Annotated in this window: 19 protein-coding genes and 1 pseudogene; 8 read left to right on the plus strand and 12 right to left on the minus strand. The window is 68.2% G+C overall.

Annotated features, from left to right (window positions below):
- Positions 1 to 1,127: 1,127 nt before the first annotated feature.
- The gene (locus RAB70_RS09895) at positions 1,128 to 2,516 is read right to left on the minus strand and encodes a serine hydrolase (protein ID WP_026143743.1); all 1,389 of its coding nucleotides are present in this window, start codon (positions 2,514 to 2,516) and stop codon (positions 1,128 to 1,130) included.
- Between the two features lie 337 nt (positions 2,517 to 2,853).
- Positions 2,854 to 4,452 (minus strand): GMC family oxidoreductase, encoded by a 1,599-nt coding sequence (locus RAB70_RS09900; protein WP_148827635.1) that lies wholly within the window; start codon positions 4,450 to 4,452, stop codon positions 2,854 to 2,856.
- A gap of 208 nt (positions 4,453 to 4,660) precedes the next feature.
- Between RAB70_RS09900 and RAB70_RS09905 the strand changes: the two genes are divergently transcribed.
- Complete coding sequence (locus RAB70_RS09905) at positions 4,661 to 6,007, plus strand: NTP/NDP exchange transporter (RefSeq protein ID WP_148827636.1); 1,347 nt, start codon at positions 4,661 to 4,663, stop codon at positions 6,005 to 6,007.
- A gap of 82 nt (positions 6,008 to 6,089) precedes the next feature.
- Entirely contained in the window at positions 6,090 to 6,443 is a 354-nt protein-coding gene (locus tag RAB70_RS09910) for a DUF1304 domain-containing protein (RefSeq protein ID WP_148827637.1), read from the plus strand.
- Positions 6,444 to 6,471: 28 nt separating this feature from the next.
- Here the strand turns inward: RAB70_RS09910 and RAB70_RS09915 are convergent, their stop codons facing one another.
- The 3 genes from RAB70_RS09915 to RAB70_RS09925 all read right to left on the minus strand — a co-directional run bounded on the left by RAB70_RS09915 (position 6,472) and on the right by RAB70_RS09925 (position 10,426).
- Positions 6,472 to 6,954, minus strand: a complete 483-nt coding sequence (locus RAB70_RS09915) for a hotdog fold domain-containing protein (RefSeq protein ID WP_148827638.1) — start codon at positions 6,952 to 6,954, stop codon at positions 6,472 to 6,474.
- 68 nt (positions 6,955 to 7,022) lie between these two features.
- On the minus strand, positions 7,023 to 9,509 hold the full coding sequence (locus RAB70_RS09920) for an acyl-CoA dehydrogenase (protein ID WP_017910471.1): 2,487 nt from the start codon (positions 9,507 to 9,509) through the stop codon (positions 7,023 to 7,025).
- Positions 9,506 to 10,426 (minus strand): alpha/beta fold hydrolase, encoded by a 921-nt coding sequence (locus tag RAB70_RS09925; RefSeq protein ID WP_148827639.1) that lies wholly within the window; start codon positions 10,424 to 10,426, stop codon positions 9,506 to 9,508. Before RAB70_RS09925 ends, RAB70_RS09920 begins: the two co-directional genes overlap by 4 nt.
- 139 nt (positions 10,427 to 10,565) lie before the next feature.
- Between RAB70_RS09925 and RAB70_RS09930 the strand changes: the two genes are divergently transcribed.
- Together RAB70_RS09930 and RAB70_RS09935 are read left to right on the plus strand one after the other, a co-directional pair.
- Positions 10,566 to 11,177, plus strand: a complete 612-nt coding sequence (locus tag RAB70_RS09930) for a TetR/AcrR family transcriptional regulator (protein WP_017910473.1) — start codon at positions 10,566 to 10,568, stop codon at positions 11,175 to 11,177.
- Positions 11,177 to 12,466, plus strand: a complete 1,290-nt coding sequence (locus tag RAB70_RS09935) for an aspartyl/asparaginyl beta-hydroxylase domain-containing protein (protein WP_148827640.1) — start codon at positions 11,177 to 11,179, stop codon at positions 12,464 to 12,466. The genes RAB70_RS09930 and RAB70_RS09935 overlap by 1 nt, the downstream gene beginning before the upstream one ends.
- Positions 12,467 to 12,509: 43 nt before the next feature.
- Here the strand turns inward: RAB70_RS09935 and RAB70_RS09940 are convergent, their stop codons facing one another.
- The 6 genes from RAB70_RS09940 to RAB70_RS09965 all read right to left on the minus strand — a co-directional run bounded on the left by RAB70_RS09940 (position 12,510) and on the right by RAB70_RS09965 (position 20,966).
- Complete coding sequence (locus RAB70_RS09940; protein WP_148827641.1) at positions 12,510 to 13,076, minus strand: 2OG-Fe(II) oxygenase; 567 nt, start codon at positions 13,074 to 13,076, stop codon at positions 12,510 to 12,512.
- Positions 13,073 to 14,911 (minus strand): tetratricopeptide repeat-containing sulfotransferase family protein, encoded by a 1,839-nt coding sequence (locus tag RAB70_RS09945; RefSeq protein WP_148827642.1) that lies wholly within the window; start codon positions 14,909 to 14,911, stop codon positions 13,073 to 13,075. Before RAB70_RS09945 ends, RAB70_RS09940 begins: the two co-directional genes overlap by 4 nt.
- A 78-nt stretch (positions 14,912 to 14,989) precedes the next feature.
- On the minus strand, positions 14,990 to 17,899 hold the full coding sequence (locus tag RAB70_RS09950) for a TonB-dependent siderophore receptor (protein ID WP_148827643.1): 2,910 nt from the start codon (positions 17,897 to 17,899) through the stop codon (positions 14,990 to 14,992).
- A gap of 227 nt (positions 17,900 to 18,126) precedes the next feature.
- A complete protein-coding gene (locus tag RAB70_RS09955; protein WP_148827644.1) occupies positions 18,127 to 18,987 on the minus strand; it encodes a hypothetical protein in 861 nt (286 codons plus the stop codon).
- Positions 18,988 to 19,102: 115 nt separating this feature from the next.
- Entirely contained in the window at positions 19,103 to 19,996 is an 894-nt protein-coding gene (locus RAB70_RS09960) for an Hsp33 family molecular chaperone HslO (RefSeq protein ID WP_148827645.1), read from the minus strand.
- A gap of 197 nt (positions 19,997 to 20,193) precedes the next feature.
- A protein-coding gene (locus RAB70_RS09965) for an IS5 family transposase (RefSeq protein WP_148830478.1) occupies positions 20,194 to 20,966 on the minus strand; the annotation gives its coding sequence in 2 pieces (ribosomal slippage) (positions 20,194 to 20,624 and positions 20,624 to 20,966; 774 coding nt in all).
- Between the two features lie 26 nt (positions 20,967 to 20,992).
- Here RAB70_RS09965 and mtgA point away from each other — a divergent pair.
- The 3 genes and pseudogenes from mtgA to RAB70_RS09980 form a co-directional block, all read left to right on the plus strand.
- A pseudogene (gene mtgA / locus RAB70_RS09970) lies at positions 20,993 to 21,643 on the plus strand (monofunctional biosynthetic peptidoglycan transglycosylase); the annotation flags it as partial.
- 162 nt (positions 21,644 to 21,805) lie between these two features.
- Positions 21,806 to 22,828: a glycosyltransferase family 2 protein gene (locus RAB70_RS09975; protein ID WP_148827664.1), complete on the plus strand. Its 1,023-nt coding sequence runs from the start codon at positions 21,806 to 21,808 to the stop codon at positions 22,826 to 22,828.
- The gene (locus tag RAB70_RS09980; protein WP_043090869.1) at positions 22,788 to 23,216 is read left to right on the plus strand and encodes a CBS domain-containing protein; all 429 of its coding nucleotides are present in this window, start codon (positions 22,788 to 22,790) and stop codon (positions 23,214 to 23,216) included. The genes RAB70_RS09975 and RAB70_RS09980 overlap by 41 nt, the downstream gene beginning before the upstream one ends.
- A 154-nt stretch (positions 23,217 to 23,370) precedes the next feature.
- Here the strand turns inward: RAB70_RS09980 and RAB70_RS09985 are convergent, their stop codons facing one another.
- The gene (locus tag RAB70_RS09985; RefSeq protein WP_017912938.1) at positions 23,371 to 25,326 is read right to left on the minus strand and encodes an AsmA family protein; all 1,956 of its coding nucleotides are present in this window, start codon (positions 25,324 to 25,326) and stop codon (positions 23,371 to 23,373) included.
- A gap of 387 nt (positions 25,327 to 25,713) precedes the next feature.
- Here RAB70_RS09985 and RAB70_RS09990 point away from each other — a divergent pair, with 387 nt between their 5' ends.
- On the plus strand, positions 25,714 to 26,058 hold the full coding sequence (locus tag RAB70_RS09990) for a hypothetical protein (protein WP_148827665.1): 345 nt from the start codon (positions 25,714 to 25,716) through the stop codon (positions 26,056 to 26,058).
- The last annotated feature ends 21 nt before the right edge of the window (positions 26,059 to 26,079 follow it).

The raw sequence follows: 26,079 nt of genomic DNA on the forward strand, positions 1-26,079 counted from the left end.
GACCGACCGTCGGGATCGGGGCTGCCACAGCAGCCAGAGCGCCTGGCATTCGCCGACCCAGCCAAGGCGTTGCGTGCGCACTTGCAGCGCGTCAGCGCGCCTTGCCCGCCTCCACTCCGCATCACGGGCTTTCCCCGCGTATCCGTGGAATGAGGGGAGTCTCCGGCCGCCTGCTTTCGCCACACTCAGGCCGGATGCAGTCTGTCCCGTGGGAGTCGACTGTGGTGCAGCCGCGACAGGCGAAGCCGAAAGCCGGCCGACACCCTCCGTCGTCGGGACTGAAGTCCCTCCCACAGTGCACCCGGTAGGTTCGTCGCAAGCCCCTGTGGGAGCGGATTCAGCCACGACGGGCTTTGTCTGGAATGCCCGTCGCTGCTGAAGCGACTTCCACAGTGGCTTGCGAGCTCGCCGGGTGGCTGTGGGAGGGCCTTCAGTCCCGACGCATTGGGCCATCGGAAAGCACCCACCACTTCGCGCGTCGCGGTTGCACGACAGTCGACTTCCGCAGGATGCTTCTCGTCGGTCGTTATCGCAGGTGTCCTGCAGTCGCGCCTCGCGTGCTGCCCAGCGCACGTCGGCGATGGTGCACCGGGTTGCCAGCACGCCAACGGCAGCCTGCGGCGATGCGGGGTGCAGCGACACCAGATGCCGGATCGCGAACAATGCCGAGAGGGCGCGGCGTGTGCCCTGTGCGCGATCTTGGAAGCGGCGGTGCGCCACCACCCTCACCGCGGCCGTACGCGGGCGCTCCGAGCGCCTGCTGCCGCTGGGGCGACGCAGTCGCAGATCGTTCGTCCAGGCACGACGTCGGCGTTGCGGCCACACTTTTGTGACGCGCTCGTGCCAGCGCATCGCCGCAGCCGGGACAGGGCTGCGTCCCCGTGTCGGGAAAAAGGGCGCACGCGGCGCAGGTCAGCGCTGTAGACAGCAGAGAGGCGGTTCGCGCGCTCGTTCGCGAGGATGCTGCGCGAGCGCGCGGTCAGTGCGGCGGAGACCACGCCGTGTCGTTGCTGCGGGAACGGCACCGCGTCCCAGCCGGGAAGGGGCACACGCGGTGCAGTCAGCGCTGCAGACAGCAGAAAGGCGGCTTGCGCCGCCTTCTGCGAGGATGCTGCGGGAGGACGCGCTCAGTGCGGCGAGGCCACCGACTTGGACGAGGAGGCGCCCTTCTTGTCCTTCGGGTCCGGACGCTCGGCCATCAGGTTGTCGCTGCCGAAGTCGGTGTCCACGTCCAGCCAGCGCTGCGCCGGCAGGCCGATGGCGCGGTCGAGCACGGTTGGCAGCAGGCCCGAGGGCAGGCCGCTTTCGCCGTTCCACAGGATGGCCACGCCGAGGTCGCGTTCCGGCACCAGCGCGATCAGGCCGCGGTAGCCCTGCACCGCGCCGGCATGGAAGATCACCTGGTGGCCGGAGTAGTCGAACACGCGCCAACCCAGCGCGTAGCTGGCCGAGTTGACCCGCGCGCGGCGCCAGCCCGAGCGCATCTCGCCCGGGGTGAGGATCAGCGGCGCGTGCAGGGTCGCCAGCAATGGCTCCGGCAACACGTCCGGGCGATGCCCGGTCTGCGCGATCAACCACTGCGCCATGTCGCTGATGCTGGCGTTGACGCCGGCGGCCGGCGCCAGGCGGTAGTAGGTCGGCTTGGGCGTCAGCGAGACCCAGCCGTTGCGGCTGCGCACGTGCGGGCGCGCCCAGCGCGGGCTGGCCTGGATGCCGGCCAGGCCCATGCTGGCGTCGTTCATGCCCAGTGGCTTGAAGATGCGCCGCTCCACCGACTGCTCGTAGAAGCTGCCGGACGCGGCGAACACCACGTCGCCGATCAGGCTGAAGGCGACGTTCTGGTAGGCGTAGCACTCGCCCGGCGCGCACTTCAGCGGCGCATAGGCCAGCTTGTGGCTGAGCGTGTAGTAGTCGATGTTGGATTCGACGTCGCGGTCGTAGGCGTTGTAGGTGAGGCCGACGCGGTGGCTGAGCAGGTCGGCGACGTTCAACTGGCGCGTGGCGACCGGGTCGCTGAGCTGGAAGCCGGGCACGTAGTCGACGACCTTGCTGTCCCAGCGCAGGGTGCCGTCGTTGACCAGCAGGCCGGCCATGGTGCCGGCGAACGCCTTGGACAGCGAGGCCAGGCGGAACACGGTGTGCGCATCGACCTGCTCGGGGCGGTTGACGTCGGTGACGCCGTAGCCGCGCGCGCTGAGCACCTGGCCGTTGTGCACGATGGCCATCGCCAGGCCGGGCACGCGCTCGCCATAGGTCAACTGTTCGGCCACCGACTCCAGCGCGGCGACATCGAAGTCCTTGGCCAGCGGCAGCACCTGGCTCTGGGTGAGCGAAGCGCGGTAGGGCAGCGGCTGGGTCGGCGAGGTGTAGCGCGTGGCTTCGGTGTGCAGCGGCGGCGGCAGCGGTTGTGCGGGCGCCGGCGTCTGTGCGGTGGAGGACATCGCAAAGGGCAGCAATGCCCCGAGCAACCCGGTTGCCACCGGTCGAAGGAGCCGGTGCCTGCTGTTCTGTGTCATTGCGCCTGAGGCCTGTGAGGTGCTGCCGGCCACGATTCTAGCGCCGGATTTCTCGAATGCACAAACTGGGAGAAGATGAATAGGCATCGCCTTGATCCTGCTGGGGATTTCCCGCCTCGGACGGGGGGTGCAGGCCTGCCGGCGGAGCGGTGGCGGGGACTGCGGCGGATGCCCACGGACATGCAATCGCCGTGCCGCGCAAGCCCCGCTTCAGCCCCTCTCCCCCCGGGAGAGGGGTTGGGGTGAGGGTCGGTCACGCAGCAGCGGATCTACCGCCGCGATACTCGTGCGCTCGCCCCCCTCCGCGCAGCGTCGTGCATCCCCCGCAGCCGCCGCCTCACCCCTCCCGCAGCACAGCCCGCCCACGGATCAGATCCGCAGCACGCTCAGCGATCATCATCGTCGGGCCGTTGGTGTTGCCGCTGACCAGGCGCGGCATCACCGAGGCGTCGACCACGCGCAGGCCGTCGAGACCGCGCAGGCGCAGCTGCGGGTCGACCACTGCCTGCGCGTCGCTGCCCATCCGGCAGGTGCCGATCGGGTGATAGATGGTTTCGGCCTTGGCGCGGATGAAGGCGATCAGCCCGGCCTCGTCCAGGTCCTCCCGCGCCGGCAGCAGCGGCGCGCCGCGCCATGCATCGAACGCCGGCTGCTGCAGGATGTGCCGCGCCAGGCGCGCGCATTCCACCAGCATGCGCAGGTCGAAGCCGTCGGGATCGCTCAGATAGTTGGCCTGGATCCGCGCCGGCGTGCGCGGGTCGGCGTCGTTGAGCGCGATGCGGCCGCGGCTGCGCGGCTGCAGGTGGCAGGCGTGCAGGGTGAAGCCGTCGCCGGGCAGGCGGTTGCGGCCGTGGTCGTCGAGCATGGCCGGCACGAAGTGCAACTGGATGTCGGCGCGCGCGTCCGGCGCGAATGGCGAGCGGATGAAGCCGCCGGCCTCGGCGATGTTGCTGCTGCCGGCGCCGCGGTGCCCACGCAGGAAATAGTCGAAGGCGATCTTGGCCTGGTTGCGACGGTCGTAGCTGATCCCCGGGCGGGTGCGGTACAGCGTGCACACGTCCAGGTGATCCTGCAGGTTGGCGCCGACCTGCGGTTGGTCCAGCTGCACCGCGATGCCGTGGCGGCGCAGCGCATCGGCCGGGCCGATGCCCGAGAGCATCAGCAGCTGCGGCGAGTTCACCGCGCCGGCGCTGAGCAGCACTTCGCGCGCGGCGCGCGCCTGCACCTCGCGGCCGTCCTGCGCATAGGCGACGCCGACCACGCGTCCACCTTCGATCAGCAGGCGCAGCACCAGCGCGTCGGTGACCACCTGCAGGTTGTCCCGCGCCCGCGCCGGCGCCAGGTAGGCGACTGCGGCCGAGCAGCGTGCGCCGTCCTTCTGGGTGACCTGGTACAGGCCCGCGCCTTGCTGCTGCGGGCCGTTGAAATCGGGATTGTGCGGGAAGCCCGCTTCCTGCGCGGCGGCCACGAACACGTCCGAGAGCGGGTTGTGGTAGCGCAGGTCGGAGACGTGCAGCGGGCCGTCGCCGCCATGCAGCGCATCGCCGCCGCGGCTGTTGCATTCGCTGCGGCGGAAGTACGGCAGCACGCCGCGCCAGTCCCAGCCGTCGGCGCCGTCGGCCGACCAGTCGTCGTAGTCGGCGGGCACGCCGCGCACGTAGCACATCGCGTTGATCGAGCTGGAGCCGCCCAGCACCTTGCCGCGCGGCCACCACAGGCGGCGGTCGTTCAAGGCCGGCTCGGCCTCGGTCAGGTAGTTCCAGTTGATGCGGCGGTTGCTGGCCAGGCGCGCCAGGCCCGCGGGCATGTGGATGAAGGGATTGCGGTCGCGCGGCCCGGCCTCGATCAGCAGCACCTTGCAGTCGCGGTCCTCGCTCAGGCGGTTGGCGAGCACGCAGCCGGCCGAGCCTGCGCCGATGATGATGTAGTCGTACACCCGCGGTGTCCCCTGAGTTCCTGGCGCCGACGCTAGTCGCCGAGGATAGAGCATATGCTCGGCGCGGCCGTTCGCCGCGCGCGATGCGCGTACGGCGCGGGCGGTGGATTGCGCACGCGCTGGCGGTGTTGCGGTGCATCAGCTACCGTGCGCGTTTTCCGCCCCCGAAAATCGCCATGTCCCGTTCCTGCGCCAGGGTCCGCCGCCAATGAGCGCCGCCCCGCATGCCCCCGGTGCGCTGGCGCGGCTGCGCGGTGCCCTGCGCGATTCGCCGCCGCTGGCGTGGGCATTCCTGTACTTCTTCTCGCTGCTCAGCGGCTACTACGTGCTGCGGCCGGTGCGCGAGGCGATGGGCGCCTCCGCCGACGTGGCCGCGGTGTTCCCGCCGGCAATGATCGCGTTCTTCGCGGCGCACGGCATGCCGCTGAAGGAATTCGCGCTGCAGGTGCTGTTCACCTGCACCTTCCTGATCATGCTGCTGCTGCAGCCGATCTACGGCGCGCTGGTCAGCCGCTATCCGCGGCGGGTGTTCCTGCCGGTGGTGTACGGCTTCTTCATCGCCACGCTGCTGCTGTTCTACGTGCTGTTCGACAGCGGCGTGCCCGGGCGCGGCATGGCCTTCTTCCTGTGGATCTCGGTGTTCAACCTGTTCGCGGTAGCGGTGTTCTGGAGCTTCATGGCCGATGTCTTCAGCAACGCCGAAGCGCGCGCCTGCTACGGCTACATCGGCGCCGCCGGCACGCTCGGCGCGTTCCTGGGGCCGGTGATCGCCAGCAGCCTGGTCGAGCGCATCGGCATCGCCAACCTGATGCTGGTGTCGGCCGGCTTCCTGGTGGTCAGCGTGGTGTGCCTGCTGCGCCTGCGGCTGTGGGCGGTCGCCCGCGAACGCGAGCGTGGCGTGGTCGGCGGCGAGGCGCCGATGGGTGGCGACGTGCTGGCCGGGCTGAAGCTGATCGCGCGCGAGCCGCTGCTGCGCTGGCTGGCGCTGATGTCGGTGTTCGGCGTGGGTGTGGGCACCCTGCTGTACAACGAACAGGCGGCGATCGTGCGCCGCCTGTACACCGACGCGGCGGCCAGTACCGCCTTCTACGCGAACATCGACCTGGCAGTGAACGCGGTGACCCTGGTGCTGCAGTTGCTGGTCACCCGCGCGCTGCTGTCGCGCTTCGGCATCGGACCGGCGCTGCTGATTCCCGGCTGCGCGATCCTGCTCGGCTATTCGGTGCTGGCGGTGTCGCCGCTGCCGATGCTGGTGGCGGTGGTGCAGGTGGTGACCCGCGCCGGCGAGTTCTCCCTGGCCAAGCCGGCCCGCGAGACCCTGTACACCCGGGTCGGCCGCGAATGGCGCTACAAGGCCGGCGCGGCGATCGATACGGTGATCTACCGTGGCAGCGACCTCAGCTTCGCGTGGTTGTACAAGCTGCTGTCGGGGTTCGGCTCGCAGGTGGTGTTCGTCGCGGGCCTGCTGGCCGCCTCCGGCATGACCCTGGGCGCGTGGCGGCTGCTGCGCGAGGCGGCCAAGCTGCCGCCGGAACGCACGCCGCCAACGCGCTGAGCCGGCGCCGCGTGGCGGGGGACTGGCCGCCCATCGGGCCGCTGGCTATGCTGACGCCCTGTCTCCTGTGCCGGATAGCACGATGATCCTGGTGGCTTCGATCCTGGTCGGCGCGGTCGCGCTGCTGCACGTCTACATCCTGGTGCTGGAAATGGTCCTGTGGACGCGTCCGCTGGGCATGAAGGTGTTCCGCAATTCGCCGGAGAAGGCGCAGGCCACGCGCGTGCTGGCGGCCAACCAGGGGCTCTACAACGGCTTCCTCGCCGCCGGCCTGGCCTGGGGCCTGGTCGCGCAGCGGGTCGACGTGATGCTGTTCTTCCTCGGCTGCGTGGTTGTGGCCGGCCTGTACGGCGGCTGGAGCGTCAGCCGCCGCATCGTGTTCGTGCAGGCGCTGCCGGCAGCGCTGGCGATCGCGGCCGTGCTGCTGGCGTACTGAGCCGCGCACCGCGCACGCGACGCTGCGATCAGGGCGAGGCCGTGGCCGGCACGCGTGGCGACACCCACATGGCGATGCGCGCGAAGCACACCACGTGCTCGTGCGTATCGCGGATCTCCACGCTGACCGGCAGGTCGTAACCCCGCTCGGCGGCGACGATCGCCACGTCCGGCGTGGCCACCGCATGCATCGGGCCGAGCGCCTTGCTGCGGTATTCCACCTGCATGCCCTTGGGGATCCAGCGCATCGACGGCGGCAGGCTGGCGTCGACCATCACTCCACCGGCCAGTTCCGCCAGGTTGCACAGCGCGATCGCGTGTACCGTGCCGATGTGGTTGCTGACCCGCCGCCGGTGCGCGATGCGCGCCTCGCAGCGGCCCGGCTCCAGGAGGGTGATATGCGGGGCGATGCTGGCGAAATAAGGCGCCTTGAAGCACACCGCACGCGAGAACAGCCAGGATCCCCCGGGCCAGCCTTGCATGCGGCGGTAGAGCGAGAGCAGTTGGCTCATTGCAGTTCCCCCGAACGCACGACGGCGGACCGAAGTCCGCCGTCGTGGGTGTCGCATGGCCAGGACGATCAGGCCGCTTCGCGCGAATGCCCGTCGTCGGCCGCCGCTGCGGCACGCTGGTAGTAGCTCGCCGAGCGCAGTTCGTCGGTGTCGAAGTCGTCGACGCTGATCGTGTCCATGGTGATCTCGCGCAGCTCCTCCAGCTGACGGCGCTCATCGGCCGACAGCACGCCTTGGCGCACCGCCTCGTCCAGCTGCGAGGCGAAGTCCAGCGATTCGATGCCCTTGCTCTTGAGCGCCTTCAGGAACTTGCGCTCCACCGGCTCGGCCAGCACCGCCTTGGTCAGGTAGCTGGCGATGCGGCCGCCGGGGTTGTTCTCGCACGGGGTCAGGAATACGCCCTGGCCCAGGCGATCGCGGGCTTCGTTCGGCGTCATCAGCAGCGCGGCGACGCGGTGGCCCAGGCGGTCGCCCGGCGCCTCGGCACGGCGGCCCCACGGGAAGATCAGCGCCCACATCAGCCAACCGACCGGACGGATCGGGAAGTTGCGCAGCGCCGCCGACAGCGCCAGCTCGATCTTGTGCACGCTGTCGTGGAAGGCCCAGGCCAGCAGCGGCTGGTCGGTGGCCGGCGCGCCGTCGTCGTGGTAGCGCTTGAGCATGGCGCTGGTCATGTAGATGTGGCTCAGCACGTCGCCCAGGCGTCCGGACAGCGACTCCTTGAACTTCAGCTTGCCGCCGAGCATCAGCATCGACACGTCGGCCATCAGCGCCAGGTTCGCCGAGTAGCGGTCTAGCTTGCGGAAGTAGCGGCGGGTGTAGGCATCGCCCGGCGCGGCGCCGATGCGTGCGGCGGTCAGGCCGAACCACAGCGAACGCACCGCGTTGGAGATGGCGAAGCCGATGTGGCCGAACAGGTTGCGGTCGAACTCGTCGACGCCGGCCTTGTGATCCGGATTGCCGGCGGCCTTCATCTCCTTCATCACCCACGGATGGCACAGGATCGCGCCCTGGCCGAAGATCAGCAGGCTGCGGGTCATGATGTTGGCGCCTTCCACGGTGATCGCGATCGGCGCGGCCTGCCAACTGCGGCCGGCGAAGTTGCGCGGGCCGAGGATGATGCCCTTGCCGCCGACCACGTCCATCACGTCGCTGATGACCTCGCGGCTCATCGTGGTGCAGTGGTACTTGGCGATCGCCGACGGCACCGACGGCACGTCGCCGCGGTCCACCGCCGCGGCGGTGGCCTGCGACAGCGCGCTGATCGCATAGGCCTTGCCGCCGATCCGCGCCAGCGCCTCTTCCACGCCTTCGAAGCGGCCGACCGACAGGCCGAACTGCTTGCGGATGCGCGCATACGCGCCGGTGACGACCGCGCCGAACTTGGCGCCGCCGCTGGCGGTGGAGGGCAGGGTGATCGAGCGGCCGACGGCCAGGCACTCGTTGAGCATGTTCCAGCCCTTGCCGACCATCTCCACGCCGCCGATCAGCTGGCTCAGCGGGATGAACACCTCGCGGCCGTGGATCGGGCCGTTCTGGAACGGCGAGTTCAGCGGGAAGTGGCGGCGGCCGATCTCGACCCCCGGGGTCTCGCGCGGCAGCAGCGCCAGGGTGATGCCGATGTCCTTGGTGTCGCCGATCAGGCCTTCCGGGTCGTACATGCGGAACGCCAGGCCGACCAGGGTCGCCACCGGGGCCAGGGTGATGTAGCGCTTGTCGAAGGTCAGCTTGACGCCGAGCACGTTGGCGCCGTTCCACTCGCCCTTGCAGACGATGCCGTAGTCGGGGATCGAGGTGGCATCGGAGCCGGCGAACGGACCGGTCAGGCCGAAGCAGGGCACTTCCTGGCCCACCGCCAGACGCGGCAGGTAGTAGTCCTTCTGCTCCTTGGAGCCGTAATGCAGCAGCAGTTCGCCCGGGCCCAGCGAGTTGGGCACGCCGACGGTGGAACTGACCACGCTGGAGACCGAGGCGATCTTCTGGATCACCTTGTGGTGGGCCAGCGCGGAGAAGCCCAAACCGCCGTATTCCTTCGGAATGATCATGCCGAAGAACTTGTTCTTCTTGATGAAGCTCCAGATCTCCGGCGGCAGGTCGGCGTGGACGTGGGTGATTTCCCAGTCGTTGGTCATCCGGCACAGTTCTTCGACCGGGCCATCGAGGAAGGCCTGCTCTTCGGCGGTCAGCTGCGGCTTGGGATAGTTCAGCAGCTTCTGCCAGTCCGGGTCGCCGGTGAACAGCTCGCCTTCGAAGCCGACCGAGCCGGTTTCCAGAGCAATGCGCTCGGTCTGCGACAGCGGCGGCAGCACCTTGCGGAACACCTTCAGCATCGGCGCGGTGAGCAGCGGCTTGCGCACGAACGGCAACAGCAGCGGCATCGCGACCACCGCCAGCACGACGGCCGCGACGATGGTGGCGACGTGGTTGGCGCCGAGCAGCCAGCACGCGACCAGCAGCGTGGCGCTCAACGCGGCCCAGACGGCGAGCCGCATGCGGTGATAGGCGGCGAACGCGCCGGCCAGCAACAACACGAGGAAGGGGGCAATGATGCTCATGGGCGTGCTCCGGGGAGGTACTCGGTGACGGCGGACGATGCGCCGGCGCAGGCCGGTGGCAGGGCGTCCAGGTAGTGCAACACAGTGGCGGTAAATGCGGCGTTGTCGTCGCCGGCCAGCATATGCGTGGCCTCGGGCAGATGCGCATGCTGCGCATGCGGCACCAGCGACAGGAACTCTTCGATGGTCTGCGGCGTGACCAGATCGCTGCGGCCGCCGCTGATCAGCAGCAGCGGGCACTGCACGTGTGCGGCGGCCTGCGCGATCGCGCCCTGGTGCTGGTCGCTGTCGCGCGCCAGTTCTTCAACCAGGCGCGGGTCCCAGTGCCAGTACCAGCGGCCGTCGGCGTGTTGCCGCAGGACGCTGCGCAGCGCTTCGGGCGACTTGCGCGCGCGCTGCGGCAGGTAGGCGGCGATCGCGTCGCCGGCCTCGTGCAGGCTGGCGAAGCCCTGCGGATGCGCGGTCATGAAGGCGAGGATGCGTTCGACCCCGGCCGGCTGCCAGCGCGGGGTGATGTCCACCAGCACCATCGCGCGGAACAGGCCCGGCCAGCGCGATTCGGCGATCAGCCCGAACAGCCCGCCCATCGAGGCGGCGACCAGCACCGGTGGCGGCGACATCTCGCCGGCGACCACGATCAGGTCGTCGGTGAATTGCTCGCCGCGATAGGGCAGGTCCGCCGGGTTGCGCGCCGAATCGCCATGGCCGCGCGCGTCGTAGGCGACGCTACGGTACCCATGCGCTTGCAGCGCCGCGGCGGTCGCCGACCAGGCATGCCGGGTCTGGCCGAAGCCATGCGCGAACAGCACCGATCCCGCTTCGCCGGGACCGGTGACGGTCGCGGCCAGCGCCAGCTCGCCGGCACCCGAGAGGGTAGCCGAGGCGGCATGCGGGACGGTGGCGGAAGCGGAGACCATACGAGATAGTATGGTTGCTCTGCGCGGCATGTCAATACGATGCAGTATGGGTGCGAAAAGCCAATGCTGCCGGGCATTTGCGCCGCCCTCGTGAAGGCCACATACTGCAACCGACGTCCCCGTATGGTTAAATCCACGGATGAATACCGCGCCCGCTCCTTCCTCCGACGACGGCGCCGCTTCCGGCGGTGGCCGCAACAACCGGCTCAGTGCCGAAGACTGGGCGCAGGCCGCCCTGGACCTGATCGCCGAACAGGGCGTCAGCGCGGTGGCGGTGGAGCCGCTGGCGCGGCGCCTGGGCGTCACCAAGGGCAGCTTCTACTGGCACTTCCCCTCGCGCGATGCGCTGCTGCAGGCCGCGCTGGAGCGCTGGGAACTGGTCGAGCAGCAGCAGGTGTTCGGCAGCCTGGAAGAGGTGCCGGATCCGCGCACGCGGCTGCGCGCGCTGTTCCAACTGGTCGCGCACGAGGTCAAGCCGCACATCATCTACAGCGAGTTGCTGAAGGCGCTCGATCATCCCGCGGTGCGGCCGGTGATCGACCGGGTCTCGCAGCGGCGCATGGAGTATCTGATTGCCTCGTTCCGCCAGGCCGGGCTCAGCCGGACCGATGCGCAACATCGCGCACGCCTGGCCTATGCCGCCTACGTCGGCTTCCTGCAGCTTTCGCTGCAATTGCACCAGCCCAAGCAGGCGCGCGAGGACTTCGAAGCCTACGTCGAACACGTCATCGTGACCTTGATTCCCGGCTGATGGCGCAGGTGCCGGCTGCCGACGCGCTGGAAGCCGTGCAGCGGCACGTGGCCGAGGGCGACTACCGCGCCGCAGATGCGCTGTGCGAGCGTGCCCTGGACGCAGCGCCTGCCGATCTGGCGCTGCGCCGCGCGCATGCGCTGCTGCTGATGGACAGCGGTGCGTTCGCGCGCGCGGCCCAGGCCTGGACGCTGGTGGCCGCCGCCGAATCCAGTGCGGAGGCATGGAGCCGGAGCGCGATCTGCCTGGCCCGGCTCGGCGAGCATGCGCAGGCGCTGCCGGCGTTCGAACACGCCTTGCAGCTGGCCGCCGACGCGTTCCTGGTGCGGTTGTGGTACGCCGAAAGCCTGGATGCGCTGGGGCGCCATGACGACGCGCTGCCGATGTACTTTGCCGCAGTGCGCGCGGCACAGGCCAAGGGACGCTGGCTCGATCAGGACACGACCGCGCCCGAATTGCGGGCGCGCGTGGTCGCTGCGATGCGGCGGATCGATCAGGGGCGGCACGCCGTGTTCGTCGCCGCGATCCAGCCATTGCTCGATCGCTTCGGCGAGGCCGCGTTGCGCCGGGTGATGGCGGCATTGCGCATTTATCTCGGGCTGCAGCCACGCCCGGCGGACGATGGCCAGCATCCGACCTTCCTATACATCCCGGAGCTGGACCCGTCGCCCTATCTGGGCGCCGCGCGGTTCCCCTGGTACGACCAACTGCAGGACGCCGCCGACGGAATCGTCGAAGAGGCGCACCAGGTCCTGGCGTCGCGGCAGTCGGTGCAGCCGTTCCTGGATTTCAGCAATGGCGCGTCGCCGCAGGACTATCTCGTCGGCCAGCGGGGCGACGGCGCCTGGGATGCCTATTTCTTCTTCCGGCACGGGCAAGCCTACCCGGAGAACCTGCAGCGCTGCCCGCGCACGGCAGCCGCGTTGGCGCAGGTGCCGTTGACCCGGATCGAGGGACATGCGCCGGAAGTGTTGTTCTCGATCCTGGCGCCCGGCACCACGATCAAGCCGCATTACGGCGTGACCAACGCGCGCGTCGTGACCCACTTGCCCTTGATCGTGCCGCCGGACTGCGCGCTCGAGGTCGCCGGTATCGCCCATGCCTGGGAGGTCGGTCGCCTGGTCACGTTCAACGACACCTGCCTGCACCAGGCCTGGAACCACAGCGACCGGGTGCGGGTGGTGACGATCCTGGACACCTGGCACCCGGATCTGGACGAGGCCGAGACGCTGGCGCTGCGGCAACTGGTGGAGACGATCGGCGCGTTCAATCTACGCGCCGGCGGCTGAGCCGCGCCTGCCGCGACCTGCGCCCTGCAGTTCGCGGCGACGCTCAGCGCTTGAACATCAGGTAGGTCGACAGGATGTACTTGTCGTTGGACACCGGCGGCTCGCCGACGTGCTGGTACATCCAGTAAGGAGGGAACATCAGCAACCTGCCGGCGCGGGGCGCGGTTTCCACGTCGAGGTCGCAGAAACGGGTGGTCCCCCCTTCGCTGACGTCGTTGAGATACCACAGGAACACCATGTAGCGTTCCGAGACCGCGTCGACCGAGTCGAAATGCGGCTGGAAGCGATCGGTGCCACCCACCTGGTACTTCTTCAGGATAAGTCGGTCGATGGTCGGCCGGTACGGAATGGGCAGAGTCAGGCCCAGTGCCTGGTTGTAGCGGGCCAGGTAGTGTTCGATCCGGTCCAGGAAGAAGCCCAGGAAGGCCGGGTCGGCCAGCTTGCCGACGTCCAGTTCGGTCCAGTTGCTCTCGCCCAGCGCCGCATGCGTATTGCTGCCGTTGCGCAGGTGATGCGCGCGGGAAGATTCGAACCCGTCGATCAACTGTTGGCAGAACGCGGCGGGCAGGGCGTCGTCGTAGGTGCGGATGTAGTCGCTCAGCGCTTTCATGGGGTCGGCGCATCCAGGTCGTAGCCCCAGTGCGCGGCCACCGGCTGCAGGATAGGCAGCGCGTCGGCCAGCCAGGGTGCGTAGGGATGCCAGCGACCCACGGCGCGCTGGTTCACCGGCTCCACCACTTGCGCGTAGCTGGGGGTGCTGATGTAGCCCTTGCGTGCGGCATGCTGCGCGAAATCGGCCAGGAATCCGGCCTGGTCGATGCCCAGGAAGTCGCCGATGCGTTGCACTTGCGTGGGGAAATCGCGCACCGTTTCCTCGTACTTGAGGATCAGCAACTGCGGCTGCAGCAGCGCCTGATGGTGGATCCAGAAGCGCATCGCGTTCACGTAGCTCCTGGCCAGGCGCTCGAGCGTGGAGCACAGCACCATGAAGGCCGGCGAGCGGAAATTCTGCATGTAGCAGCTCAACAGCACATCGCAGGGATGGCGTAGGGCCAGGATGATCTTCGCGTCGGGGAACATGCGCATGATCACCGGCAGGCGCAACATGTTGAGCGGATTCTTGTCGACCAGTTGCTGGCCTGGGGCCAGGGCCACGACCTTGGCGACTTCCGCCCAGTACACCTGGCGCATCGCCGCGACCTGGGTCTGGTCCAGCGCGTCCAGGTCATACGGGTAGCGCTTGCCCTGCGCTTCCATCCATTCGATGCAGCGCTGCAGGATCGCGCGCTCGTCCATCGACGCATAGCGCGGATGCGCATCGAGCATCTGCTCCAGCATGGTCGTGCCCGAGCGGGGAAAGCCGACGATGAACACCGGCGACGCGTCGCTGTCCGGCGCCGTGGCGTGCGGGTCCACCGCGAACGGAGTCTTCAGCCACAGGCTGGAGATCTGCAGCGGCTCTTCGCCGGAGTGGGCGATGTCCGGCATGGTCTCTGCGGCGAGCTTGAACTGCAGGGCGTGCGCCTTCTCCAGCATGGCCATCGCCGCGGCAGGCTCGCCTTGCTTGTCGTCGATGCCGGCCAGCGCAAAATAGGCGTTGGCCTCGATCTGCACCTGCGGCCGCAGGGCCAGCAGTTCGGTGTTGGCGCCGCGTGCCGCGGCGTAGTCCTTGCGGCGCAGCGCCAGCGCCGACTGCAGTTGCAGCAGGTCGATGCGGGTCTGCCTGTCGTCCTGCACGGCGATGGCGCGCGCCTGCTGCCACAGCGCCTCGGCCTGGGCGATGCGATTGGTGCGCTCGTGCAATTGCGCCAGGCGGATCAGGTTGGAGAGCGACGGCGCCTGACTGTGCTGCGTCTGCGACAGCAATGCCTCGGCTTCGTCGGTTCTGCCGACCTGGATCAGTGCACCTGCAAGGTCCTCGCGCAGGTCGTCGGGCAGGTGCGGCCACACGGCGGGTGGTGGGAGCAGGGCGGCGGCGCGTTGCGCATCGCCGCACTCGAAGCAGGCGATGGCGGCATGGATGCGCGCTTCCGGTTGCGCCGGATCCAGGTCGACCGCGTCGAGCAGTCGGTGTCGCGCGCGCGCGATGTCGCCCATGTCCAGCAACAGCAGGCCATGGTCGACGAGATAGTGATAGGTCTGCGGCGCCAGGGCGAGGGCCTGGTGGTAGGCCTGGTCGGCGTCGGCATGCTCGCCCAGGGTGCGCAGCGTCATGCCCAGATTGGCCCAGTGCGCCGACTCCTGCGGCTGCAGGTGGGTCAGGGTGCGGTAGTGCGCGGCCGCTCCGGCCACGTCGCCGCCTTGTTGCAGCGCCATCGCCAGCAGCGTGTGCCAGCCGGGATCGTGTGGCGTGGCGATCAGTGCCTGCCGGCACAGCTCGGCGGCCGTTTCCGCGTTGCCTTGTTCGATGAGATGGATCGCGTGTTGCAGCTGTGGTGCGTTCATTCCGGTCTGCCAAAAAAGAGGGCCGCGCGAATGCTTCGCGCGGCCCTCGTCGTTACGTCAAGCGCGGACTGAGCGAACTCAGAAGCTCATGCTGTAGCGAGCCCACAGGTAGCGGCCAACGGTGTCGAAGCTGTTCACGTCCGTGTTGGCGTTCAGCACGTTGTTCTGATACAGCATGGGCGGCTGCTTGTCGAACACGTTGTCCAGGCCCACTTCCACCTTCGAATTGAACCACGGCAGCGCGTAGTTCACGCTGACGCTGTGCAGGAAGTAGGAGCCGTAGCTCTTGACGATACCGCAGTACTGAGGCGCGTTAACCGGGTCGCAAGCAGCATCCGCGCTGACCTTCTGGCTGAGATCGGCACTGCCGACGTCAAACGGACCGACGTAGCGGATACGCCAGCTGGCGCCGAAGTCACCCTTCTGCCAGTTCACGAACAGGCGGCCGCGGACGCGCGAGTACAGGCCGTAGCTCTTGTTGTACGTGCCGGCGATATGGTTCACCACACCCGCCGGATCGTCCGGGTTGGTCTTGTTGTCGTAGCGCGCAATGTAGGTGCCGTCCAGACCGAAGGTGTAGCTACCCCAGGCGGTGTCCGGCAGGCGATAGCGCAGCGCCAGGTCCCAGCCCTTGGTATCCAGGCGGCCCAGATTGACGATCGGCTCGCGGATGAAGTTCACCTGGCCGTCGGAGTAACGGTTGATGAAGCCGCAGAACGGGCTGCTCTCGTCGCTGTAGCAGATGTTGGCCACGGTCTGCGCATCGGCACGGTTGATCGTGTCGTTCAGGTACAGACGCCAGTAGTCCAGGCTGGCCGAGAAGCCCGGCAGCCATTCCGGGTCGTACACCACGCCCCAGTCGAACGACTTGCCCTGTTCCGGCTTCAGGTCGAAGCCGGCGGCGACCGAGCCCGACCACACGCCGGTGGTCTGCGACATGCCGCTCGGGGTGATGCCGGTGGCGCCCGGAATGGCGGTCGCACCCGCGCCCGCGCCGCACGCCGCTTCGTGGTTGCGTGCGGTGCCGGTGCGGCCGTAGCCGATGCAGGGGTCGGCGAAGTTCGGCGCATCGCCGCTGGCGCCGGCGTACAGGTTCTCGATCGTCGGGGCGCGGAACACCTCGGCGACCGTGCCGCGCAGCAGCAGGTTCTGGATCGGACGCCACTCCAGCTGCACCTTGCTGTTGGTGGTGTTGCCGAAGGTGTTGTAGTCGGAATAGCGCGAACCCAGGGTCAGCGCCAGCAGGTGCGCGAACGGGACCTCGGACAGCAGCGGGACGTACAGTTCGGCGTACAGCTCCTTGACGTTGTACTTGCCGCTCAGCGGGGTGCCGCAGGCTTCCTGCGAGATGAAGCAGTTGCCGTTGGCGTTGGCGACGGCGATGTAGTCGACCGCGTTCTTCTGGTACTCCTCGCGCCAGGACACACCCACCGCCAGCTGCGAGGCGCCGGCCGGCAGCGTGAACAACTCGCCGTTGGCGTTGGCTTCGAAGCTGCGCATCTGGTAGGTGTTGGAGTAGGTCGGACGCGCCTCGTACTTGCCGAGCGTCGCAACCGTCTGCGGGTCGTTGATGTTGAAGATGTTCAACGGGGTGCAGCCGGCGATCACCGCCCCTGCGCTGCCGCACTTGACCACGCCATCGGTGTCGCGGAAGGACGGGCCCAGCGCGTCGCGCAGGCCGGCGTAGTACACGTAGCCGTAGCTGGTGTTCTCGCGGGTGTAGTGGCCGTAGTTCATGGCCGCGTCCCACTTCCAGGTGCTGTCGCCGACGAAGCCTTCCAGGCCGGCCACGACCTGGTCGGTCACGGTGCTGTAGTAGGAGCGGCGCTGGCCCAGCGAGGTGAAGCGGGTCAGCAGCTGGTTGTACTGGTTGCCGCCATTGTCCGCACCGAAGTTGGTGCCGAACGGGTTGTAGAAGTTGTTGGCGGAGATCACCACCTTGTCGCCACGGGCGTCGAACGGCAGCGGCGCGATCGCGAAGTTGGAGCTGGTCTTGTTGTGGTAGACCTGGGCGAAGGCGTTGATGCTGTCGGTGATCTGATAGTTCGCCAGGAAGAACGCGTTGGTGCGCTCCTGCGGCGTCATGATCAGGTTGGTGGCCTGGTAGTTGAAGGAGTCGGTCGCGCCGGAGTAGCAGCGGTAATCCCCCTGCGAGGCGCCGGTCGCGCCGGGCTTCAGGGTGACGGTCGAGCAGCCGCCGTACTGGGGACGCAGGGCGGTCGGCACGGTGATGCGGCCGCGCGGATTGCGGCTGGAGCCGAGCACGGTGACCGCGCCGCTGTACAGGTAGGTCGCGTCCTTGGAGTACTTGCGGTTGGCCGAGGAGATGCCATCGAACTTGTTGTAGTTCAGGCCGACCATGATGTTGCCGCGATCGCCGACCTGACCAAAGGTCAGCGAGCCGCCGCTGCGCGCGCCATCGCTCAGGTGCGTCGCCTGACCGTAGTCGACGCTGACCGCCAGGCCTTCGAAGTCCTTGCGCAGGATGAAGTTGACCACGCCGGCCACGGCGTCGGAGCCGTACACCGCCGAGGCGCCGCTGGTCAGCACTTCGATGCGCTCCACGGCGCTGGCGGGGATCGAGTTGACGTCGTTGTTGACGACGCGACGGCCGTTGACCAGCAGCAGGGTGCGCTCGTCGCCGAGGCCGCGCAGGTCGACCGAGGACTTGCCGTCGCCGCCGCCGTTGTTGACCGCCGGGCTGGCCGGCGCACCGGACATCGCCGGCAGTTCCTGCACCAGATCGCCGAGGGTCAGCTTGCCGGTCTGCTCGATCGCGGCGCGGTCGATCACCACCACCGGGCTGGCGGTTTCGGTTTCAACGCGGGCAACGCGCGAGCCGGTGACCTGGATGGTGTCCAGGGTCTTGGACGCATCGTTGGAGGAGCTGTCCTGGGCCGCGGCCGCGCCGGTGCTCAGCAGCGCGGTGGTGCCGGCAGCGAGTGCGAACGCGATCGCGTCGCGCAAGCGATGGGTCTTGCAATTCATTGGCTCTCTCTCCGAAAGGTGTATGTCAGCTGAGTTCTCCTGCGGAGGCGCCGAAATGCGATGCCAAAAACCGCGGGGTGAGCCGATGTTAACTTTGTCTTCAGAGAAATTAAAGAGTCGTTAATGAGGGCGCAATTTGCGTGATGTATATCACGCTCGATCAGGCAATAAAAAAGCCTCCGTGCGGAGGCTTTTTCTTTTCCTGACAACAGGTTGCAAGTGTTCGGCTACAGATCCTGCTCGTAGCGCACGTAGGGGATGGTCCCCTCTTCGGTGCTGATGTTGTTCGGCGAGAACGGGTTCTTGCCGCGGGTGATGACGTTCTCGGCACCCACGGTCAGCTGGCCGCTCCACGGCGTGCGCCAGGTCAGGCCTACGCCCAGGCCGGTCCACTTGCCGGGTTGGCCGGGGGCGTCGACGACACGGCCGATCACGTTGGCGCTGAACGAGCCGTAGCCGCCGCCGATGCTCAGGCTCTTGCTATCCCAGCGGTCAAGCATGGCCGGGGTGGCGTCGGCGATCGGCACCAGGCGGGCCTTGGCGTAGGTGCCGCCGATCGAGACGAAGCCCTCGCGGCCGATGTTCTGCTGCGCGAAGACGGTCAGGTCGTTCTGCTCCATCCGCATCGACGGCGTCTTGTTGGCGCCGGCCAGCCAGGCGGGGAGGTTCTCGCGGCCGGTGCCCGCCGACAGCGACAGGCGCCCGCCGGGGCGGTTGAAGGTGGTGGTGGCGGCGACATGGTGGCCGGTGGTGCCGTCGTCGTCGCCCAGGCTGGCCAGCATGCAATGGCTGGCCAAGCCGCTGATGCTGCCGCCGCTGGCGCTGTTGCACAGCAGGCCCAGCGAGTCGCCGGAGGACAGGCCGAACGCCGCATCCAGGGAGTTGCGGCCGAAATGCCAGCGCGCGCCGACCGCCTGTTCGCCGGTGGGTTCCAGGTACAGCAGCGCCTCGACCTTGCCGCTGCCCTTGTTCCAGACCGGCAGCACGGTGCGGTCGTGACCAGTGGCGGGCTTGCTCTGCGCGTGCGCGCCCGTGCTCGCCGCAAGGGCGATCAGCAGGGCGAGCGGTAGGCGCAGGAAGGGTCGCATCAGCAATCTGAGACTTGGGGCGGGCACGAAAGTTCCCGCCGGACAGGGTGGTCGATGCTAGAGGGTTTATGTTTCTTTAACAAGTCGGACTCCCCAGTCGCGACGCGCGTTTCAGCTAGTGCAAGCGCTCCGAGGATGTCGGTTCAGCCTGCGTTACGGCAAACAATACTCCGAATTCCGTCAAGGGGAAGTCATAGTGGCGGCCGCAGAACTCGCAGCGGATCTCAACTTGGCCGGTCGCCTCGGCCGCCGCCCGCGCTTCTTCCTCGCCGAGCGAGCGCAGCATCGCCGCGACCCGCTCGCGCGAGCACGAGCAACCGAAGCGCAGCGGGCGGTCGCCGAGCAGTTCCGGGGTCTCCTCGTGGAACAGCCGGTGCAGCAGGGTTTCGGCCGGCGTGGCCAGCAGTTCGGCCTCGCCGACGGTCTCGAACAGCGCGCCGGCGCGGTTCCAGCCGTCCTCGTCGCCGGCGTCGCCCGGCAGCTTCTGCAGCAGCAGGCCGGCGGCGTGCGTACCGTCGGCGGCCAGGATCAGCCGCGTCGGCAACTGCTCGGACTGGCGGAAGTAGTCCTCGAAGGCTTCGTCCAGCTCGGCCGAGGACATCGCCACCAGGCTCTGGTAGCGCTGCGGTTCGCGCGGATCCAGACCGGGGTTCTCGATGGTGATCGCCAGCAGGGCGTCGTCGCCGAGCGCGCGCAGGTCGCGCGGCGCGTCCTGGCCTTCGCCCAACTGGACGATGCCGCGCAGCGTGCCGGCGGCGGTGCACTCGGCGAACAGGGTGCGCAGCGCGCCCTGGCTGCGCAACTGCACCGACAGGCGCCCGTCGACCTTGGTATGGCCGGTGAACAGGGCCGCGGCGACGCAGGCCTCGCCCAGCAGTTCGGTGGCCGCGGTGGGGTAGCTGGCCGGCGCCAGGATCTCGCGCCAGGTGTCGTGCAGGCGCACGTGCACGCCGCGCACGCCGGCGCCGGGGAGCAGGAAGCGGGTCAGACGATCGTCGGAAGAATGCATTGCGGCCTCGCTGCGCATGGGAAGATGGCGACCGCACGAGAGTGGATCGTCACGGTGGACCAGATCGAAGAAAGCATAGGAATGGGGGCGGGGCGCCGCGATGCAAGTGGCGCCCTGCCGGCGCGTCCACGGGCCAGGCGCTGGCGGCGCTGGCTGCTGCTGGCGCCGTTGCTGTTCGTGCTAGGCTGTATCGACATTCATTTCAGCCACATTGGGATAGAGGCCAGATACAGGAAAGCCAAGAAATGAGTTGGCTTGCGATCGAAGCGCGTGGCGATACGGCGGAACTGTTTGAGCTTGGCGAAGCAACGTTCGATGCGATTGCGTAACCGGTAGCGTGCTTTGTCGTAGCGGCGCGGCCGCTGGCAACTGCGTGGAGGGATCACCGCCTTGGCGCCTCGTGACCTGATCAACGCCACCAGTTCCCGACTGTCATAACCCTTGTCGGCTAGCACATATTTCGGCTTGAACCCGGCCAACAAGGCGCGCGCTTGCGTGATGTCGTTACGCTGCCCACCTGTCAGCACGACCCGCACCGGCCGGCCCTGGCTGTCCACGGCCAAGTGGATCTTTGTGCTCAGGCCTCCTCGGGAGCGCCCCAGAGCCGAGTCCGAAGCCCCCCTTTTCCGGTCGCCGCTTGTGCATGCGCCCGGACGATGCTGCTATCGATCATCAGGTACTCGTTGTCTCGAGCCCGAGTCAGGCTCTGGAAAATCCGCTCCCAGACGCCCTTGGCGGCCCAACGGGTAAAGCGTTTGTGCACGCTTTTGTAGGCCCCGTAGCGCGGCGGCAGATCACTCCAGCGTGCGCCGGAGCGCAACACCCACAGCACGCCATTGACGAAAGTCCGGTTGTCCGCTGCTGTGCGGCCCGGGTCACTGGCTTTGCCTGGAAGCAAGTCTTCGATCCGCTCCCATTGGCTCTGGGTCAATTCATAGCGGCTGGGCCGCGACGTGATGGTCTTCGACATCCCCAAAAAATACCGCTGAATGTCGATACAGCCTAGCGAGCGTGTCGCAGGTGTTGCTGCTGCGCTTCGTCGACCCGCCGTTCTCGGCGATGATGCTGGAGCACCAGCTTGGCGCCTGGGCCAGTGGCGACTGGTCGTACCGCATCGCGTACGACTGGCGCGACACCACGCAGATCGCGCCGAGCCTGCCGATCTCCCTGGTCGCCGCGGAAGACCAGCGCTTTCCCAGCCATCATGGCTTCGATCTGGATGCGATCGAGAAGGCGCGCGACCATAACGCCCGCGGCGGGCGTCTGCGCGGCGCCAGCACCATCAGCCAGCAGGTCGCCAAGAACGTGTTCCTGTGGCAAGGCCGCAGTTGGCTGCGCAAGGGCCTGGAGGCCTGGTACACGGTGCTGATCGAGGCGCTGTGGTCGAAGCAGCGCATTCTGGAGGTGTACGCCAACGTCGCCGAGTTCGGTGACGGCGTGTATGGCGCACAGGCGGCGGCGCGCAGCTTCTGGAACAAGGACGCGGCGCAGCTGACGCCGGCGCAGAGCGCGCTGCTGGCGGCGGTGCTGCCGGCGCCGCAGCGCTACAACGCCGCGCGTCCCGGCCCGTACGTGCAAGGACGCGCCAACTGGATCCAGCGCCAGACCCGGCAACTGGGCGGCCCGGCCTACCTGCAGGCGCCGTAGCTTGAGCCCCTCTCCCCTCGGGAGGGGCTGGGGTGAGGGTACGGCGGCAGACGTACCCTCATCCGCCCCTTTGGGGCACCTTCTCCCGATGGGAGAAGGCAACAGTTCGTCAGGCGCCGCGCGCCGCTGGTGAACGTGCAGGCGGCTCCGTACCATCCGCCGATGGAATCCGAACGTCTTACCGTCGTCGTCACTGCGTTCAACGAGGCGCAGACCCTGCCGCTGTTGCACCCGCGCATCGTCGCTGCGCTCGACGCCGTGCCGGGATTGGAGGGGCGGGTGCTGTACGTCGACGACGGCAGCCGCGATGCGACCTGGGAGACGATCCAGACGCTGGCCGCGTCCGATCCGCGGGTCGGCGCGCTGCGCCTGTCGCGCAATTTCGGCAAGGAACTGGCGCTGACCGCCGGTCTGGACTGCGTCGATCGCGGCGCGGCGATGCTGCTGGACGCCGATGGGCAGGATCCGCCGGAACTGATCGGACAGTTCGTCGCGCATTGGCGCGCCGGCTACGACGATATCTACGGTACGCGCCTGGTGCGCGAAGGCGAGGGCTGGCTCAAGCGCGGCACCGCGGCGCTGTTCTACCGGGTGATCGGGCGCCTGTCGAAGACGCCGATCCCCGCCGATACCGGCGATTTCCGCCTGCTGTCGCCGCGCGCGCTGGCCGCGCTGCGGCAGTTGCGCGAGCGCCACCGCTTCATGAAGGGCCTGTTCGGCTGGATCGGTTTCCGCCGCCTGGCGGTGCCGTACCGGCGTGCGCCGCGGCTGGCCGGGCGCAGCAAGTTCAGCCTGTGGCGGTTGTGGAACTTCGCCCTGGACGGCATCACCGGCTTCTCCACCGCGCCGTTGCGGGTGGCCACCTACCTGGGCCTGGCGACGGCGGTCGGCGCCTTTCTGTTCGCGATCTGGGTGGTGGTCAAGGCGGCGCTGTGGGGCGACCCGGTGGCCGGCTGGCCGACGATGATGGCGGTCATCTTGTTCCTGGGCGGCGTGCAACTGATCGCGCTGGGCCTGATCGGCGAATACCTGGGCCGGCTGTACGAGGAATCCAAACAGCGACCGCTGTACCTGGTGGAGACCTGGCGTGCACCGGGCGAAGGAGTATGCTCGGCCGTGCGATCCAGCGAACCGGGAGGCAGCGATGCGGACGGTACGGCAGGTCTTGAGCGAAAAGGGCAATGAGATCCACGCGGTCGCGCCGGACACGGCGGTGATCGAGGCGCTGCGGCTGATGGCCGCCAAGGGCATCGGCGCGGTGCTGGTGCTGCAGGACGGACAGCTGTCCGGGATCCTGTCCGAGCGCGACTACGCACGCAAGGTGGTCCTGCAGGACCGCTCCTCGGCGACCACGCCGGTGCGCGACATCATGAGCAGCAGGGTGCACACCGTTGACCCGTCGCAGAGCGTGCAGCAGTGCATGGAACTGATGACCGGGCAACGCATCCGCCACCTGCCGGTGGTGGACGCCGGCACCGTGATCGGCGTGATCTCGATCGGCGACCTGGTCAAGGCGGTGATCGAAGAGCAGCGCGAGGAGCTGGATCAGTTGCAGGAGTACATCAGGAGCTGAGGGGCTGGGAGTCGGGAAAAGAGAATGGGGAATGGGAAAGGCAGGAGCGCGGATCCCGCGTTATGCGTTTGGGCGTGATTCGCCTGGCGATGTCAGACCACGCAATGCGCTCTTGATCTGACGATTCCCTATTCCCGATTCCCCACTCCCGGCTTCACCGCCCGCACTGAATATCCTTGCCCGGCCCGGTCTCGATGGTCGCCAGCAGGGCGGCTGGCGGGGCGATGCTGCCCAGGGCGACGGCGATCGCGCCGCGCAGGCCCAGGGCCTTGAAGTCGGGGCGGAAGCTGGGGTCCTTGAAGGTGCCGCCGACGCGCAGCGGCGAGCGCAGGGCGAGGATGCTGTGGTCCTTGGGTTGCGCCTTCAGCAGCAGGTCCAGGCGTTCCTGGCCCAGGTCGATGGTGCCGCTGCCGACCAGCAGGGTGTCGGTGCTGTCGAAGGCCAGGCCGCGCGAGGTCATCACTCCGTGCTGCACGCCGAAGTCGCCGAACGCACAGCGTACCGGGATCTCGCGGTCCTTGGTCACCAGGTACTTCAGCGATTCGGCGATATCCAGGCCGGCCAGCTCCATCACCAGGTTGCTGATGCGGCCCTTGCCCATGCCGACGGCGACGCTGCCGTCGGCGCTGCCGAGCATCTGCGCGATCGAGTTGCCGCTGCCGGCCAACGCGATCTCGCCGCCGATCGCGCCCGCCGCTTCCTTGGCCAGTTTGCCGTCGGGGAACAGCTTGCCCAGTTGCACGCCGCGGATCGACACCTGCGCGCGGGTGAACAGCGTGGGCTTGCGTGCATCCATGCGGATGTCCGAGCGCAGATCGCCGCCGGCCACGCCGAAGTTCAGCGGTTGCAGCAGCAGCACGCCGTCATCGAGCTTCAGATGCGCATCCATGTCGTCCAGCGGCAGCGACGGCGCATTGATGCGCTGCGCCTTCCAGCGCACGTCGGCATCCATCGCGCGCAGCTTGCCGAGGTCGTATGGGGTGGACGGCAGCACCTTGTCGGTGGCGGCGAGCTTGGCTGCCTGCGCCTTCTGCTCGGCATTGGCGGTCTCGCCGGCGCCGGTGCGCGGCGGTGCGCCGACGAAGCCGGCCAGGTCGTCGAAATCCAGCCGCTGCGAACGCAGGTCGGCGCGCAGGAACGGGCGTTGCCCAGCGGTATCGATCTGCACGGTGCCGGCCAGGTCGCTGTCGCCGGCGCGGCCACGGAAGTCCTGGTAGCGCCAGCGATCGCCGTCGCGCTGCAGGCGTCCGTCCAACTGGTAGGGCGGGGTGGAGGGAATGGCGATGCCGAGCAGCGGATACAGGTGGGCCATGTCGGTGCCGGCCAGTTGCAGTTGCAGGTCGAACACGCGCAACTGGAACGGATTGGTGAGGGTGCCGCGCATGTGCGCGCGGGTGCTGCCGGCGCTGCCGCGCAGGTCGACGCGGAACGGATGGTCGCTCTCGCTCAGTTCCAGCGGCGAGGCGGTACTGCCTCTCAGGGTGAAGGGATTGCCGCGCCAGCGGCCGTCGCCGCTGACCGCGATCGGCGGGGCGGCATCGCCACGGCGGCGCTGCCCGACCTGGCTGTCGACGGCGATGTCGATCTCGGTGCGCCCGGCCGGATCCTGGAAGCGCAGATGTCCCTGCTGTACCCGCAGGGCGCCGAGCACGACCGGACGGCCGCCGTCGGACTGGCCGAACACCCAGTTGCCGGGCTGTGCGTTCGGTCCGGTTTCCAGCAGCAGGTCTGGCTTGGTCAGGCGGATCTCGGGGATACGCACGCGTCCGCGCAGCAGCGGCCACAGCGCGATGTCCAGTTCGGCGCGGTCGGCGCTGGCCATCTGCGGCTGCTTCGACCAGTCGGCGTTGGCGAAGCGCAGGCGATCGCCGCGCACGGTGATGATGCGGCCCAGGTCCACGTCGAGGTTGCCGTCGATATGGAAGGCGCGGCCGGTGCGCGCCTGCACCGCGCGTTCCACTGGCGCCTTGAACCAGTTCCAGTCGAAGATCAGGATGATGACGAGCAGGAGCAGCACCAGCGCGCCGAGCACGAACGGCCAGCGCCGCAGGCGGCCGTCGTTGCGCCGCCAGGGCCAGGAGCGGGATGCGGAAGCGGGGTCGCGAGCCATGCGGCCATCCTAGGCAGCCGCCGTGCACGGGGTGCGAAAGCGGAAGGGATGGCGGGCCCGATGGGCGTTGTCCGCGTCCACACCGGGGATGCATGATGCATGTGGGCTGCCTGCGGGATCAGACGCTGCCGCTCACGGGAAGAGCCGGAGATCGCTGACGGCGATTCCAAGGTACTCGATGGTGAAGGTGGCTTTCTGGCCGCCTACAGCATCGCAGTGCATCACCCTTGGTCCCGGTCAATCAGCGGTCGTCGGTGCATTTGACAGGGGATGCGTGTGAGAGAGTCAGCCAAGCGCTTCGGCAGGTTTCCACTCGCCGTCGCTGCCTTTTGTCTCGTGTCGCCGGTGGGTGGCGCGTCTCAGGCGGATGTGGATCCGGCGCAGGTTGTGCGCATCGACGTCGGGAACATCGATCCGATTGAAGTGGGCATTCTGGCGCCGAGCGGAAGATTCCTTGTTTTGATGGACAGCGAGACCCAGTGCCAGGGCGTTTCGGCAACCGGTGGGCGCGTGGTTATTACGCCTGCCATCGCGGCCGGGATGTATTGGGATGCGGAAGGCAAGGAGAACGTGGTTGCCGCATTCTCGGAAGTTGGAACCTTCACGATCCATGTCTCCGACAACCTCGAAACGGAACCGGATGGGGCGTTCGCGACGAAGCACCGCTATGTCAACCAGCATCCATCGCACATGATCGTCTCTGCTGGAGCGTGTCAGAAGCGCAAGAGCTGATCGGCATTGCTGCAGAGCGCA

The organism is Xanthomonas sontii (genome assembly GCF_040529055.1).
Taxonomy (GTDB): domain Bacteria; phylum Pseudomonadota; class Gammaproteobacteria; order Xanthomonadales; family Xanthomonadaceae; genus Xanthomonas_A; species Xanthomonas_A sontii.